Raw genomic sequence first — 14,432 nt, forward strand, 5'->3', positions numbered from 1 at the left:
TCTCTCCGCCTGCGGGCGGCGGGAACGGGCGAGGTGGTGGGGTTCGTGAGGCGATACCTCTTCCATCGGCTGTGGCAGTCGGCCGTCACGTTGGTGCTGGCAACGATCGTGGTCTTCGCCGGCGTACGGGCGTTGCCGGGTGACCCGGCGCTCGCCCTCGCCGGTGAGGACCGGGATCCAGAGTCGTTGCGGGCGATCCGGGAGCAGTACGGGCTGGACCAGTCGTGGCTCGTGCAGTTCTGGCAGTTCGTCAGTCACGCCGCCCGGGGCGACCTGGGCCAGTCGATCCGGACCGGTGCGCCGGTGCGCGGGATGATCGGCAGTGCATTGCCGGTGACGATCGAGCTGTCTGTGCTGGCGATCCTGATCGCCAGCCTGATCGGTGTCGGCGCCGGGGTGGTCGCGGCTGTCCGCCGCGGCCGGCCGGCCGAGTGGGCTGCCAACGCGTTGGCGTTGCTCGGCCTGTCGGTGCCGCATTTCTGGCTCGGCCTGATGGCGATCCTGTACCTGTCCGTTGCCCTCGGCCTCTTCCCGGCGTCCGGATTCGTGCCGTTCTTCAGTGACCCGGCCGGCAACCTGCACCACCTGGTGCTGCCCGCGCTGATCCTCGGCACCGGTCTCGCCGCGGTCATCATGCGGCAGACCAGATCGTCGATGCTCGACGCCCTCTCGGCCGACTACATCCGGACGGCCGAGGCGAAGGGCCTGCCACCCAAGTCGGTGATCGGCAAACATGCCTTACGCAACAGCCTGATCGTGGTGGTCACGATCGTCGGCCTGCAGCTCGGTGCATTGATCTCCGGCGCGGTCGTCACCGAGCGCATCTTCGCCCTGCCGGGATTCGGCAAGCTCACTGTCGATGCGGTCTTCCAGCGCGACTACCCCGTGATCCAGGCGGTCGTCCTGGTGACCGCGACGGCGTACATCGTGATCAATCTGCTGGTCGACCTGCTGTACTCCGTGATCGACCCGCGCATCCGCGTGCGAGGTGACGCGTGATGGCCGTCGCCGAAGCAATCACCGCCGGTACGCCGCTGCGCAGCAACCGCAGCAAGGTGGTACGGCGGATCCTCCGCAACCCGCTCGCGATCAGCGGTCTCGTGGTGCTCGTGATCGCGGTGATCCTGGCGGTGTTCGCGCCCTGGCTGGCACCGCACGAACCGACCCAGACGAATCTCGGTCAGGCCTTCGCGCCCCCGGGTACGGCGGGACACCTGCTCGGCACCGACGACCTCGGCCGCGATGTGCTGTCCCGGATCATGTTCGGTCTGCGAGCCTCGCTCCACGTCGCACTGCTCGCGGTCGCGACGTCACTGGTGGTCGGCGTACCGCTCGGTCTGCTGGCCGGGTACTTCCGGGCGATCGACGCGCTGATCTCCCGGATGACCGATCTCGTGCTCGCGTTCCCGTTCCTGATCCTGGCGGTCGGACTGGCCGCGATCCGCGGTGCCAGCCTCGGCAACGCGGCCATCGCGATCGGCATCGCGCAGATCCCCGGCATGATCCGGATCGTTCGATCCGAGACCTTGCGGCTCAAGTCACTGGACTTCGTCGCGGCCGCGATCGTCGAGGGCGCCGGAGATGTCTGGGTGATGGGCCGGCACATCCTCCCGAACGCGGCCTCAGTGGTCATCGTCCAGACCACGGTCGGGCTCCCGGCCGCGATCCTGGGCGAGGCGGTGCTGTCGTTCCTCGGTCTCGGCATCCAGCCACCGGCGCCGAGCCTCGGCACGATGCTGGCCGATGCGCAGCAGTTCGCGTCCCGCGCACCGTGGGCCGCGGTGATGCCCGGCGTCGCGATCATGCTGCTGACGCTGGCGTTCAACGTCGTCGGCGACAGCCTGCGCGACGCGCTCGACCCGAAAGCGAGCCGCCGATGACCGCAGGAATCACGACAGCGCCGGTTCTCCAGGTGAACGACCTCTCGATCACCTTCCGGACCGAGGACGGCCTGGTGTCGGCTGTCGACCGCGTCAGCTTCGAGGTCGGCGACGGCGAGGTCCTCGCGGTCGTCGGCGAGTCGGGCTGCGGCAAGAGCGTCACCGCGATGAGTCTGGCCGGGCTGCTCCCCCGCACCGCCACGGTCGACGGCTCGGTACGGCTCGACGGGGTCGAGTTGATCGGCGCCGACAAACGCACACTCCGTACGATCCGCGGCCGCGAGGTGGCGTACATCTTCCAGGAGCCGATGACGTCGCTGAACCCGGTCTTCACGGTCGGGCACCAGATCGGCGAGGTCCTCCGCACGCACATCGGACTGAACCGGCAGGCTGCCCGGGACCGCTCGATCGAGCTTCTCAAGCTCGTCGGCATCCCGTCGGCCGAGCGCCGCATCAGCGACTACCCGCACCAACTGTCCGGCGGCATGCGCCAGCGCGTGATGATCGCGATGGCGGTCGCCTGCGATCCGAAGGTACTGATCGCCGACGAGCCGACAACCGCGCTCGACGTCACGATCCAGGCCGGCATCCTCGACGTACTGCGGGAACTGCGCGAACGGCTCGGGACCAGCATCGTCCTGATCACGCACGACCTCGGAGTGGTCGCGGACCTCGCCGACCGGGTGGCGGTCATGTACGCCGGACGCGTCGTCGAGACAGCCGACGTGCACGAACTGTTCGCGCATCCGCAGCACCCCTACACGGCCGGTCTGCTCGGTGCCTCACCCGCCGCCGGCCGTCACGCGGAGAGCCACCGGCTGAACGAGATCCCAGGTCTGGTGCCGGTCCTCACCCAACAGCCGGACGCCTGCACCTTCGCCGACCGCTGCCCGCGAGCAATCGACACCTGTACGGCGACCGAGCCGGACCTGACCCCTGGTCACCACCGGGTCGCGTGCTGGAACCCGGTCAGAGAATCAGTGGAGGTCCGATGAGCACCCTCGCTCTGGAGGTAGAAGACCTCGTCATGCACTTCGGTCCGGTCCGGGCGGTCGACGGGGTGACCCTGCGGATCCGCCAAGGCTCTGTGGTCGCTCTGGTCGGTGAGAGCGGCTCCGGGAAGTCAACGGTGGGGCGCTGCATCGTCCGACTGCTGGAGCCGACCGGTGGGACGGTCCGACTCGCCGATGCCGATGTCACGCACCTCACCCGCCGGCAGTTGCGTCCACACCGCCGGAACGTGTCGATCGTCTTTCAGGACCCAGCGGGCTCGCTCGACCCGCGGCTGTCCGTCGGAGACATCGTCGGAGAGCCACTGCGGCTCATGCACCGCAAAGACATCTCAGCCAAGGTGTCCGAGTCGCTGCGTCGCGTCGGACTGCGCCCAGAGGTCGCCCAGCGCTCACCACACGAGCTGTCCGGAGGGCAGCGTCAGCGCGTCAGCATCGCTCGTGCTCTGATCTCAGAGCCGCGTCTACTGGTCGCGGACGAACCGACGAGCGCACTGGACGTGTCGGTCCAGGCGTCGGTCCTCAACCTGCTCGCCGACCTCCAGCGCGACCTCGGCTTCGCCTGCCTCTTCATCACTCACGACCTGTCCGCGGTCGAGTACCTGGCCGACGAGGTCGCCGTGATGTACCTGGGGCAGCTGGTCGAACAAGGCCCGCGTTCGCGCATCTTCGGCGTACCGGCGCATCCCTACACGCAGGCGCTGCTGTCCGCGGCGCCCGTGCCCGATCCGGCCGAGCAGCGGGCGCGGAGGCCCGTACTGCTCGGTGACGACCTGCCGTCGGCGATCGACCCGCCGTCCGGGTGCCGATTCCACACCAGATGTCCGGTAGCGGTCGACACATGCCGGACAGTCATCCCGGAGCCGCGCGTGATCGGAGAAGGTGGACACCAGGTCGCCTGTCATCTGGTCGACGACAACGGCACCGGTCCCGATGTTCGTACTGGAGAGGGAGTTGCCCGATGACCTTCACCACCCGGCCCACGCTGCGCGGCACGTTCGGGATGGTTTCGTCCACGCACTGGCTGGCGTCCCAGTCGGCGATGCGCATCCTCGAGCTCGGCGGCAATGCGTTCGACGCCGCCGTGGCCGCGGGGTTCGTGCTGCACGTGGTGGAGCCGCACCTCAACGGCCCAGGTGGTGAGGTTCCGGGGATCATCGCGACCGCCGACAACCCCACACCGCGCGTGCTGTGCGGTCAGGGCGTCGCTCCGGCCGGCGCGACGATCGACCACTACACCTCGCTCGGCCTGACGCTTGTACCCGGCTCTGGACCGCTGGCCGCGACGGTGCCGGGTGCAGTCGACGCCTGGCTGCTCCTGCTGCACGACCACGGCACACTACCGCTGCGCGTCGTACTCGAGCCGGCCATCGACTATGCGCGCAACGGCCACCCGCTGGTGCCGCGGGTCGGTGAGACGGTCAGCACCGTGCAGGAGCTCTTCGAGGAGAACTGGAAGACGTCTGCCGCGCTCTGGCTGCGTGACGGGCGACCGCCGACCGGCATGTTCCGCAACGAGGCGTACGCCGCCACCCTCGAGCGACTGGTCACCGAGGGCGAAGCGGCCGGCGCGGATCGGCAGGCGCAGGTCGAGCAGGCCCGCAAGACCTGGCGTGAAGGCTTCGTCGCCGAGGCGGTCGACAAGTTCTCCAGGCTGCCGCATCGAGACTCCAGCGGCGAGGACCACGCCGGACTCATCACGGGCGACGACATGGCCGCGTTCCAGGCGACCTGGGAGGACCCGGCCACGCTGGACTGGAACGGCTACACCGTCGCCAAGACCGGACCCTGGGGTCAAGGTCCGGCTCTGCTGCAGTCGCTCGCCGTACTGGCCGAGCTCGGTGACGTCGACCTGGACAGCGCCGACGGCGTACACACCACCGTCGAGGTGATGAAGCTGTCGTACGCCGACCGCGAGGCCTGGTACGGCGACGACGCCGACGTACCGCTGAAGACCCTCCTCTCCCCCGCGTACGCCGCGGAGCGGGCGAAGCTGGTCGGTCCGGAGGCAACGCGCGAGCTTCGTCCCGGCCATCCGGACGGCCGGAAGCCCGTGCTGCATTCGATTGCCGTGGGCAATGACCTCGGCGACGCCACGACCGGTGAGCCGACCGTCTCCTCGGACGGCGTGACGCGGGGCGACACCTGCCACGTCGACGTCATCGACCGCTGGGGCAACATCATCTCCGCCACGCCCAGCGGCGGTTGGCTGCAGTCGTCGCCGACGATTCCGGAGCTCGGGTTCTGTCTCGGCAGCCGGGCACAGATGTTCTGGCTCGAGGATGGACTGCCCGCGTCGCTCGCACCCGGCAGGCGGCCGCGGACCACACTCACGCCGACGCTCGTACTGCGCGACGGGCAGCCGGTGATGGCCTGCGGTTCGCCGGGTGGCGACCAGCAGGACCAGTGGCAGCTGCTCTTCCTGCTGCGGCACCTCGGCGCCGGCATGGATCTGCAGGAGGCGATCGACGCACCCGCGTGGCACACCACGGGCTTCCCGTCGTCGTTCTACCCGAGGGCGACCGAGCCGGGCGGTCTGGTGATGGAGAGCCGCCTCGGCTCAGCCGTCCGCGACGAGCTGGTACGGCGCGGGCACGTCGTCACCGAAGGCGATGCGTGGAGCCTCGGCCGGCTGTGCGCCGTACGCAAGGAGGCCGACGGCGTGCTGGCCGCGGCCGCCAACCCGCGCGGGATGCAGGGCTATGCGGTAGGACGCTGACCTAGAGCCGCCTTCGCTGCAGCCGCCACGTGCAGGGCGGCTGCGGTGCTGGCGGCGTCCGGATCCTTGGCTGCGATGGCGTCGACCAGGCGAATGTGCTCTTCCGTGGAGTGTGGCGCCCGCTGGGCGGCGCCGACGCGGAACACCCAGTGGACGTGGTGATACATCGCTGTCGAGATCGAGTGCAGCCAGCGGTTGCCGCTGACCTCGATCACCGCGCGGTGGAACGCGCTGTTCAGCTCGGCGAGCTGGTCGAAATCCTTGGCCTCGCTCGCCTTGTTCGCGTCCTCGAGCAGCCGCTGCAACCGCGCGACGTCGGCGGCGTCCGCGCGCTCCGCCGCCAGTCCGGCGGCCAGCGTCTCCAGTTGCTGCCGTACGGCGAACAGGTCGCGCACCGCGGTGTCGTCGAGGGTGGCGACCACCGCACCACGCCGCGGCAGGATCTGGACGAAGCCCTCGGCCTCCACCACCCGCAGCGCCTCACGCACCGGATTGCGCGACACCCCGAAGTCGTCTGCGAGCCGGGTCTCGGTCAGCCGCTCGCCCTGCCCGTACTCGCCGTCCACGATCCGGCGACGCAGCTCCGTCAGCACCTGCTCGCGCAAGGCGACATGGTCCGCACCGATCGTCCGTATCTTGGCCCCACCCGGCTGATCCACCCGGTGCTCCTCTCCCCGTCGGCTCCGAAGCACGGTAGCCGATGGAGCGAGCCAGTGTCCGAAATCTCACGTCGAACTCCCGACTCAGGACACTTAGGGCACGTGATCCACCGGCGCGATATGTTGCCGCCTTGAGCATCACGCTGACTCCCCTGACGGATCCTGACTTCCGGCCGTTCAGCCGCCGGATCGCCTGGCTCGCCGCGGACGCCGACGGCAACCCGGTCGGATCGGCCTTCCTCCGGCTCAACAGCCGCGAGTCCCATGCCCATCTGGCTGAGCTCGAGCTGAACGTGCACCCGGCCGAGCGCCGCCGCGGCATCGGCGCCCGTCTCCTCGACGCGGTGGTCGCCGCGGCCCGTGCGCACGAGGTCCGGACCATCCTGGCCGATACTCCGGACGACTCCCCGGCGTACCACTTCCTCACGGCACGCGGTTTCACGATCGGCCTGACGCTCGTCTACGCGCGTCTGCGGCTGGCCGACCTCAACGACGCCGTACTGATCGTTCCTCAGGACCCGGGCTACCGGTTGCAGTCGTGGGCAGGTGTCGTTCCCGATGAGTTGGCGCAGACGTTCACGGACGCGCGGTCCGGGATGGACGACGCGCCCTCCGGAGACATCGCGTACGGCGCTGACACGTGGGATCTGGAGCGGACCCGGCACGCGGCCCGGGTGATCGAGCAGCGCGGTGATCATCTCTCGACCGTGGCGGCCGTGGACAGGTCGACCGGGACGATCGTGGGTTTCACCGAACTCGTCGTACCGGGGAACGGCAAGGGCGATGCGCAGCACTACGGCACCGCGGTCCTCCCGGCGCACCGTGGTCGCGGTCTCGCCCTGTGGATGAAGGCCGAGCAGGTCCGCTCGGTCCGCACCCACTTCCCCGACCTCGACGGCCTCCTGACCGACACGGTCAGCACGAACCTGCCGATGCAGCGAGTCAACAACCAGCTCGGCTACCTACCGACCGAGACCACGCACCGCTGCACCCTGGATGTCTGTACCTACTAGTATGTCGGCATGCCACTGATCCGGATCGACGCCCTCCGGGCCGGCCCCGACCGTCTCGCCGGCCTCGGCCGCGCCGTGCACGACGCGCTGATCGAGACGATCGGCATCCCGCCCGACGATCTCTTCCAGGTGCTCACGAGTCACGACGGCACCACCAGCACACTGCGGTACGGGGGCTTCCCCGGCATCGAGCGCGACGACGATGTCGTGTTCATCGTCATCACGTTGCGAGCCGGCCGACCTGACGAGGTCAAGCAGGCGATGTACCGCCGGATCGCCGAGCTCGTCCACGACTACACCGGCACCGACCCGCGCAACGTCCTCATCACGCTCACCGAGAACGCATCCCCCGACTGGTCCTTCGCCAACGGCGAAGCGCAGTATCTCTAGACCTGTGCAGCTCGACAGGATGTGTCGCCGGTGACCCCGGACTGGTGAGGCTCACGGGCCAGGCCAATCGTCGAATCCAGGGGGACACGTCCTGTCGAGCTGCACGCTGATCAGGTGGTGGGTGCTAGAGCAAGCGGTACAGGACCAGGGAGCCGGCGACCGCGACGTTGAGGCTGGCTCCGGTGGCCATCGTCGACTGTGGTTCGTCGTTTCCTACGCGAGCCCGAGCTCGCCTGGTCACTCGCCGAGGATCTTCTGGACGGCGGCGGTGGTGATGGGGTGGTAGCCGGGGCGGGCTTTGGCGAAGACCTCGGCTGCGAACTCGCGGTCGGTTCCGGCCAGTGCTCGGTAGACCGGCAGGACCAGCTTCATCCGGCCGACGTTCGTGAGGAACCCGGCCAGCTCGGCGTACGCCGCCTCGTAGCTGCTGGCGGCAACGATCTGGTACCAGCGGCGGGCGATCTCGCCGTTCGCCGTACCGGTCAGGCCGAACTCCCGGTCGAGCTGCTGCAGCTGCACCGCACCCAGCACGTCCGGCGCCGCGTCCAGGAACCGCAGCCACTCCTGCGTCGTCCACGCCGCCGCGCCCTGCGGCAGTTCGCCCGTGCCGAGCCACCTGTCCCGCGCCTCGTCGACCGCCTCGAAGCGCTCCGACACCGCCCGCGCCGCGAACGCCGGAATGCCTGCCTCGTCCAGCCACGCCGCGACCTCGGCCTCCGTCACCACGCCCGGGTGCGGCTCCAGCAGGTGCTCGCGCAGGTGCGCGACGAAGTCCTCGGAGTTGATGCTGCGGAACGCGAACCGGTCGAAGTAGCCACGCAGGAACGGGTCGAACACCTCGCGCGTGAACCGCTCCTCGAGCCAGGACAGGAACCACGACCCCTTCAGCGGGCCGCACGAGGTCGTGCCGTGGTACTCGGACCGGTGATTCAGCCCGGGCAGCTCCGCCGCCAGCTCGGCCGGCGTCAGCGGGTCCAGCTTCACCACGGTCGCATGCTGCTTGATCGCCGTCTCCATCACCGCGAACTCGGTGCCGTAGACCGCCTCGACGATCCGGTTCTCGACGTACGACGTGAAGCCCTCGTTCAGCCAGATGTCGTCCCAGCTGTCCTGGGTGACCAGGTTGCCGGACCAGCTGTGCGCCAACTCGTGCGCGACGACGCTGACCAGCGACTTGTCACCGATCACCACGGTCGGCGTCGCGAACGTCATCCGCGGGTTCTCCATGCCGCCGTACGGGAACGACGGCGGCAGCACGAGGATGTCGTAGCGGCCCCAGCGATACGGCCCGAAGAGCGCCTCGGTGACCCGCATCATCTCCTCGGTGTCGGCGAACTCGGTCGCCGCCCGCCGGGCCATCTCCGGCTCGGCCCACACGCCGGACCGCTCACCGATCGGCTCGAACACCAGGTCGCCCGCGGCGATCGCCAGCAGGTACGACGGGATCGGCTCAGGCATCACCACGTCGTACGAACCGGTGCGCCGGGACGTCGTCCCGTTGTCGGCGCTCATCAGCACCATCAGCTCGGGCGGTGCGGTGACATGGGCGGCGTAGCTGAAGCGGACGCTCGGAGTGTCCTGCACCGGCACCCAGCTGCGGGCGTGGATCGCCTGCGACTGGCTGAACATGAACGGCATGACGCCGCCCGCGGTCATGGACGGCTCCAGCCACTGCAGTCCGGTCGCGGTCGGCGCGGTCCGGTAGCTGATGCGCACCCGCTGGTGCTGAGGTGTGCGGATCGTCAGCGCGGAGCCGAGCTCCTTGTCGGGTACGGCGACGCTGTACTCGAGCGGCTCCCAGCCGTCTGCCGTCGCACCCTCGACCGCCAGCACGGTCAGATCCCGCGTGTCGAGCACGAGCCGGTCACTGGTGCCGGTCCAGGCGAGCGTGTGCGTGGCCGTGCCGGCCAGCACCTTCTCGTCGAAGTCCAGCTCGAGGTCGAGCTCGAGATGGGTGGTCCGAACCAAGGCAGGTTCGGCATAGGAATGCCGGTCGTACGTCACAGAGTCTCCCCGAGAGAGGTGGTCCGGGGAACAGTACCCAGGCTGGAGCATGATCAGGCGGCCAATCTGAGCCAACAGCACCACCGTGCCAAAACACTGCTGTCTTGGTGCGGCCCGGCACCATGGAGACATGCGGGCCGCGTTGGCCGCCATCCTCGTCCTGCTGGCCGCCGCGTGCACCAGCAGCGCTCCGCCACGCCTCCCTTCTCCCGCACCATCCTCGAGCGCACCTCAACCCCGACCGACGCCCACTCCCACGCCCACCCCTCGGCCGACCCCAGCTGTCTTCGACACCCGCGCCGCACTGCAGACGGTCGGCCACCTCGCGGGCCTAGGTCCACGTGAGGCGACCGGTCCGGCGTACCTGCGCGCTCTCACCTGGCTGGAGCAGCGCTTCCGCGCCGCCGGCTACCAGACCACGCGTCAGCCTGTGCGCGTGCCGTCAGGGGTCTCCTGGGGCGTGCCGGTCCGCGCCGGGACCAGCTGGAACCTGATCGCCGCCAAACCAGGCTTCACACCGTCAGCGCCGCACCGCATCGTCGGCGCGCACCTGGACACAGTCCCCCAGGCGCCCGGCGCCGAGGACAACGCTTCGGGCGTCTCCGTCCTGCTCGGCACCGCTCAGCTCTACCAACGCCGGGCACCGAGGCTCCCGACCATCTTTGTTGCCTTCGGCGCCGAGGAGCCACGTGGCGACGGCGACAACCGCCACCACTACGGCTCGCGCACCTATGTGGCCGCGCTGCCGCCCGCACAGCGCAGAGCGCTTCGCGGCATGGTGTCCCTCGACCGCGTCGGCGTAGGAACCGTCGTACCGATCTGCTCTGCTCAAGCGAACGCCGTCGCGTTGCGGAACGAGCTTCGGACGGTCGCAGCGCGCGCTCGCGTGCCGAGTCGAGCGTGTGTGAACAGGTCGAGTGACCACTGGTCGTTCGTTCGCTCCGGACTACCAGGCGTCCGGCTGGGAAGCACGCCGTACGCCGAGTATCACAGCGCCCGCGACCTCCCTCGGGTTGTGTCGCCCGCCCAGCTCGGCCGGATGGGTCGTGTGGTGACCACCTGGCTCGACAGCTAGCGGAGGTCCGACAGGATCTGCTCCGCCCGGTCGCCGGTCACGACCCGCGGGCTGAAGTCGCTACCGATCACGTACGGCGTGAGCCGCGCGGCCTTGAGTGCCTTGCCCCAATAGGTGAGCTCCAGCAGGACGCCCTCCTGGGTCTGCTGGGAGAAGTCCATGTCGAACACCAGATTGCCCAGCGAGTGCGCGACCACCTTCCCGGCCGCGAACTGCACGTCCTGCACCCAGTGCGGATGCCCGCCGATCACCAGATCCGCCCCAGCCTTGGTCAGTGCAGTCGCAACCGTCCGCTGCGCCGGAACGGGTGTGTGCGTGTACTGCTGGCCCCAATGCGGCAGTACGACGACAACGTCGACGGCGGACTTCAACGTTGCGACGGCCTTCGTGAGCGCAGCCAGGTCGCCGGCGTTCAGCGGTCCTGTCCGTGGCGGCATCCGCACGCTGAGCGCACCGGGGCTCGTTGGCGTCGCGCGTGGCGTCTCGCCGATCGCATTGAACGCGAGGAAGCCGAACCGAACTCCATCACGCTCTACGATTGCGGGGCGGACGGCCTCCGCGACATTGCCTCCGGCCCCTACCGGCTGGAGGCCGCCGGCTCGCACCAACCGGAGCGTCTCCAGCAGGGCGCGATCCTGGAAGTCGCCGGTGTGGTTGTTGGCCAACGACAGCACATCGACGCCAGCGTCCCGCAGACCCTTCACCACGCCTGGTGGGGCGGCGAAAGAGTCACCACCTTGCTGTGCCGTTCCTGCCCGGGACAGTGTGCTCTCCAGGTTCACGACGGTGACGTCGGCTGCGGCCAGCCTCGGTCCGATGACGCGCAGCGGTCCGGCCACATCACCGGTCCTGGCCGCCGCAGTCGCCACCCGTCGGCCGAGCATGACATCACCGCCGAACGTCACATCGACGACCGGCTCGGTGGGCTGCGCACCGGCTGTCCGGAGCGGATACCGCACGGGTTGCTTCAGCGGGTCGATCCCGCCGACCGTCAGCGGCCGCACACTCGGCCCGACCACGGCAGCAGACACGACTGCGAGTGCGCTGGTGGATCGTTGCGCGTCCCGCAACGACGTGACGCGGAATCCCCGCCAGGACTTGGTCGTTCCCCGCGCGATCGCCTTCGCGGTCGCCAGGTCGATGTCCTGTGCCGCCCGGGTCGGATGAATAACGAGAACGAGCGGTTGAGTTTCTTTGACGGTGGGAGTCGGTTGCGGACGGCTCGGCGAAGACTTCGGCGTACTCGCAGGGCTGGGCGAGGGCCGCGTTGTGGTGTTGTCCGAGCAGGCGACCAGGGCTGCCGCTGCAGCAGCCAGCGAGACACGCCGCCATACCGCCATGGATCCACGGTAGCCAGACTCGCCAAGGAATAAGACGGTTGCGGGAACCGGGGTGGTTGCTAGCAGACTGTCACCATGATGTCCGAGGGACGACCCGAACTCGTGCTGAAGCGGCGGCCGTTCGGATCGTGGTTGCTCGGACCGGCCGACCAGAGTACGACGCTGCTGCGGTTCCGGCTGCAGGTGCTGATGACAACGTTCTCGATCGTCACCAACCTGATCGGTGCCGCGGTCGTGTTCGTGCTGGCCGTCTTCGTGCTGCCCGGACCGCCGCTGGTCGACGAGCTCCAGCTCGCCGAGGCGATCGTGATCCCGCTGTACTTCCTTCTCGCCGTGGCGATCGGCTGCATCTGGAGCACGCGGCTCACCCGCCACGTCACCCGGTGGGTCGACGAGGAACGGCACGCCACCCGGAAGGAGCAGCTCGCGACGCTCCAGTTGCCGCTGAGGCTGACGTTGATCGAGGTGCTGCTCTGGTCGGTCGCCGGGGTGATCTTCACCGCGATGACGCTCGCCCTCCAGCCGGAGAACGCGCTCCGCGTCGCGGCCACGGTCTTCGACGGCATGATCATCACCTGCACGATCTCCTACCTGTTGACCGAGTTCGCGCTCCGGCCGGTCGCCGCGCGGGCGCTGGCCGACTCCTCACCGCCACGCCGGGTGCTCGCGGCGGGCCTCAAGGCCCGCATCGTGATCTTCTGGGCGGTCGGCTCCGGCGTACCAGTGGCCGGCCTGATGCTGGCGGCCATCGTCGCCCTGTTCGAGAAGGACGTCTCCACGACCCGGCTCTCGGTCGTGATCCTTGCCCTGGGCATCGTGGCCATCGGCAACGGCTGGTTGCTCACCGTACTGTCGGCCCGGTCGGTGGTCGCGCCGGTGCGCTCGGTCCGCAACGCGCTCACGCTGATCGGCGAGGGAGAGCTGAACATCCGCATCCCGGTCTTCGACGGTACCGAGCTCGGCTCGCTGCAGTCGGGCTTCAACCAGATGGCGGAAGGCCTGCGCGAGCGCGAGCGGATCCGGGACGTCTTCGGCCGGTACGTCGGTCCGGAGGTGGTGCAGGAGGCGCTCGCGAGTGATCGGCTCGGCGGGGAGGATCGCTTCGTCGCCGTCCTCTTCGTCGACCTGATCGGCTCGACGGAGCTGGCCGCCGAGCACCCACCGGCCGCGGTGGTGCAACTGCTGAACCGCTTCTTCACGATCGTGGTCGACGAGGTCGACCAGCAAGGCGGGTTCGTCAACAAGTTCGCCGGCGACGCCGCACTCGCGATCTTCGGCGCCCCGGCCGAGCTACCGGACGCGGCCGGAAGTGCTCTCCGGGCCGCCCGCACGCTGGCCGCCCGGCTCGACGACGAGCTGCCCGAGGTCACAGCCGGAATCGGGGTCACCGCCGGCATCGTGGTCGCGGGCACGGTCGGCGACGTACGCCGGCACGAGTACACGGTCATCGGCGACCCGGTGAACGAAGCCGCCCGCCTCAGCGAACTCGCCAAGTCGACGCCCGGCCGGCTGATCGCCTCGATGACCGCCGTCTCAGAGGCAGTCCCGACGGAGGCGCAGAACTGGCACTCAAGTGACCAGGTGACCGTCAGGGGCCGCGCCGCCCCGACCCATCTGGCCATCCCGCACTGACCTCTCCTGGAGGAGTTGGTGCAGCAAGGCCGAGCCGTGGAGCATCGCATTCGTCTGACGGTTGTGCGCGGCCCGGCGCTCGGCAATCGCACTGCGAAGAGCCTCGGTGCTGCCGGTACGACGGAGGCCGTCGAGGACAGGCCTGATCTGCTCGAAGTAGTAGCGCCCCTGCCGCAGCATGTGGATGATCCGGGCATCACGGATCTGCTCCGGTCCGTACTTCCGGTACTTCGTCCCGGGCTCCCGCGTCGGCGACAGGAGCCCAGCCGCCTCCCAGACCCGCAGCGCCGAGGTACGCACTCCCAGCTGATGCGCCAGCTCACCGACCAGCAACGACGGACCGTTCGCCGGCATCTCGTCCAGGAACTCGGCCGCCATCGCCCCGAGCGCCTCGCTGGCCGCATCGGTCGCCAGCCGTTGCTGGTGGAGGCCGGCATGCGCGGCGTCGACCAGCCGGTAGGCCAGCTCGTGGTTCCCCGCATGTACGGCCTGCATGATCGACGTCGCCACCTCAGGCGCGAACCCAGGTGCCAGCGCCCGATAGGTCAACAGCGCGGTCAGATGCTCATCGCCGTACTGGCGGTACCCGCTCGCACTCCGTGGCGCCGGCGGCAGGATCCCGGCCGCCTCGTAGTTGCGCACCAACTGTGTCGAGACCCGAGCCCGCCGCGCCAGATCCACCGGCCGCAACCCCACGCCACACCTCCCTT

The 14,432-nt window shown here is 69.2% G+C and carries 13 protein-coding genes; 9 read left to right on the forward strand and 4 right to left on the reverse strand.

The window, feature by feature from the left end:
• Positions 1-45 precede the first annotated feature (45 nt).
• Genes ACIBG5_RS07085 through ACIBG5_RS07105 form a run of 5 tightly spaced genes read left to right on the forward strand, consistent with a single transcriptional unit; the run spans position 46 to position 5,609 of the window.
• A complete protein-coding gene (locus ACIBG5_RS07085) occupies positions 46-999 on the forward strand; it encodes an ABC transporter permease (RefSeq protein ID WP_360447047.1) in 954 nt (317 codons plus the stop codon).
• Positions 999-1,880, forward strand: coding sequence for an ABC transporter permease (locus tag ACIBG5_RS07090; RefSeq protein ID WP_396390599.1), 882 nt, complete (start codon positions 999-1,001; stop codon positions 1,878-1,880). The genes ACIBG5_RS07085 and ACIBG5_RS07090 overlap by 1 nt, the downstream gene beginning before the upstream one ends.
• Positions 1,877-2,875 carry an ABC transporter ATP-binding protein gene (locus ACIBG5_RS07095; protein ID WP_396390600.1) on the forward strand — a complete coding sequence of 333 codons (999 nt, stop codon included), beginning with the start codon at positions 1,877-1,879 and terminating at the stop codon, positions 2,873-2,875. Before ACIBG5_RS07090 ends, ACIBG5_RS07095 begins: the two co-directional genes overlap by 4 nt.
• Complete coding sequence (locus ACIBG5_RS07100) at positions 2,872-3,855, forward strand: ABC transporter ATP-binding protein (protein WP_393390023.1); 984 nt, start codon at positions 2,872-2,874, stop codon at positions 3,853-3,855. Before ACIBG5_RS07095 ends, ACIBG5_RS07100 begins: the two co-directional genes overlap by 4 nt.
• The gene (locus tag ACIBG5_RS07105) at positions 3,852-5,609 is read left to right on the forward strand and encodes a gamma-glutamyltransferase family protein (protein WP_396390603.1); all 1,758 of its coding nucleotides are present in this window, start codon (positions 3,852-3,854) and stop codon (positions 5,607-5,609) included. The genes ACIBG5_RS07100 and ACIBG5_RS07105 overlap by 4 nt, the downstream gene beginning before the upstream one ends.
• Here the strand turns inward: ACIBG5_RS07105 and ACIBG5_RS07110 are convergent.
• On the reverse strand, positions 5,591-6,268 hold the full coding sequence (locus ACIBG5_RS07110) for a GntR family transcriptional regulator (RefSeq protein ID WP_396390605.1): 678 nt from the start codon (positions 6,266-6,268) through the stop codon (positions 5,591-5,593). The two genes, ACIBG5_RS07105 and ACIBG5_RS07110, sit on opposite strands and share 19 nt — an antisense overlap.
• Positions 6,269-6,399: 131 nt before the next feature.
• On the opposite strand from ACIBG5_RS07110, the gene ACIBG5_RS07115 reads away from it, so the two are divergent.
• Both ACIBG5_RS07115 and ACIBG5_RS07120 read left to right on the forward strand, forming a co-directional pair.
• Positions 6,400-7,281, forward strand: a complete 882-nt coding sequence (locus ACIBG5_RS07115) for a GNAT family N-acetyltransferase (RefSeq protein WP_396390607.1) — start codon at positions 6,400-6,402, stop codon at positions 7,279-7,281.
• Positions 7,282-7,290: 9 nt separating this feature from the next.
• Positions 7,291-7,671, forward strand: a complete 381-nt coding sequence (locus tag ACIBG5_RS07120; RefSeq protein WP_396390608.1) for a tautomerase family protein — start codon at positions 7,291-7,293, stop codon at positions 7,669-7,671.
• A gap of 237 nt (positions 7,672-7,908) precedes the next feature.
• Here ACIBG5_RS07120 and ACIBG5_RS07125 read toward each other — a convergent pair whose 3' ends face one another.
• Positions 7,909-9,675: a M1 family metallopeptidase gene (locus tag ACIBG5_RS07125; RefSeq protein WP_396390610.1), complete on the reverse strand. Its 1,767-nt coding sequence runs from the start codon at positions 9,673-9,675 to the stop codon at positions 7,909-7,911.
• A gap of 130 nt (positions 9,676-9,805) precedes the next feature.
• On the opposite strand from ACIBG5_RS07125, the gene ACIBG5_RS07130 reads away from it, so the two are divergent.
• Positions 9,806-10,750, forward strand: coding sequence for a M28 family metallopeptidase (locus ACIBG5_RS07130; protein WP_396390611.1), 945 nt, complete (start codon positions 9,806-9,808; stop codon positions 10,748-10,750).
• Here the strand turns inward: ACIBG5_RS07130 and ACIBG5_RS07135 are convergent.
• On the reverse strand, positions 10,747-12,090 hold the full coding sequence (locus ACIBG5_RS07135) for a CapA family protein (protein WP_396390613.1): 1,344 nt from the start codon (positions 12,088-12,090) through the stop codon (positions 10,747-10,749). The two genes, ACIBG5_RS07130 and ACIBG5_RS07135, sit on opposite strands and share 4 nt — an antisense overlap.
• Positions 12,091-12,168: 78 nt before the next feature.
• Here ACIBG5_RS07135 and ACIBG5_RS07140 point away from each other — a divergent pair, with 78 nt between their 5' ends.
• A complete protein-coding gene (locus ACIBG5_RS07140) occupies positions 12,169-13,722 on the forward strand; it encodes an adenylate/guanylate cyclase domain-containing protein (protein WP_396390615.1) in 1,554 nt (517 codons plus the stop codon).
• Here ACIBG5_RS07140 and ACIBG5_RS07145 read toward each other — a convergent pair.
• Positions 13,660-14,418, reverse strand: a complete 759-nt coding sequence (locus tag ACIBG5_RS07145) for a MerR family transcriptional regulator (RefSeq protein ID WP_396390617.1) — start codon at positions 14,416-14,418, stop codon at positions 13,660-13,662. The two genes, ACIBG5_RS07140 and ACIBG5_RS07145, sit on opposite strands and share 63 nt — an antisense overlap.
• Positions 14,419-14,432: the final 14 nt, after the last annotated feature.

The sequence above is a fragment of the Kribbella sp. NPDC050241 genome, from assembly GCF_044459685.1.
In the GTDB taxonomy this organism is placed as follows: Bacteria; Actinomycetota; Actinomycetes; order Propionibacteriales; family Kribbellaceae; genus Kribbella.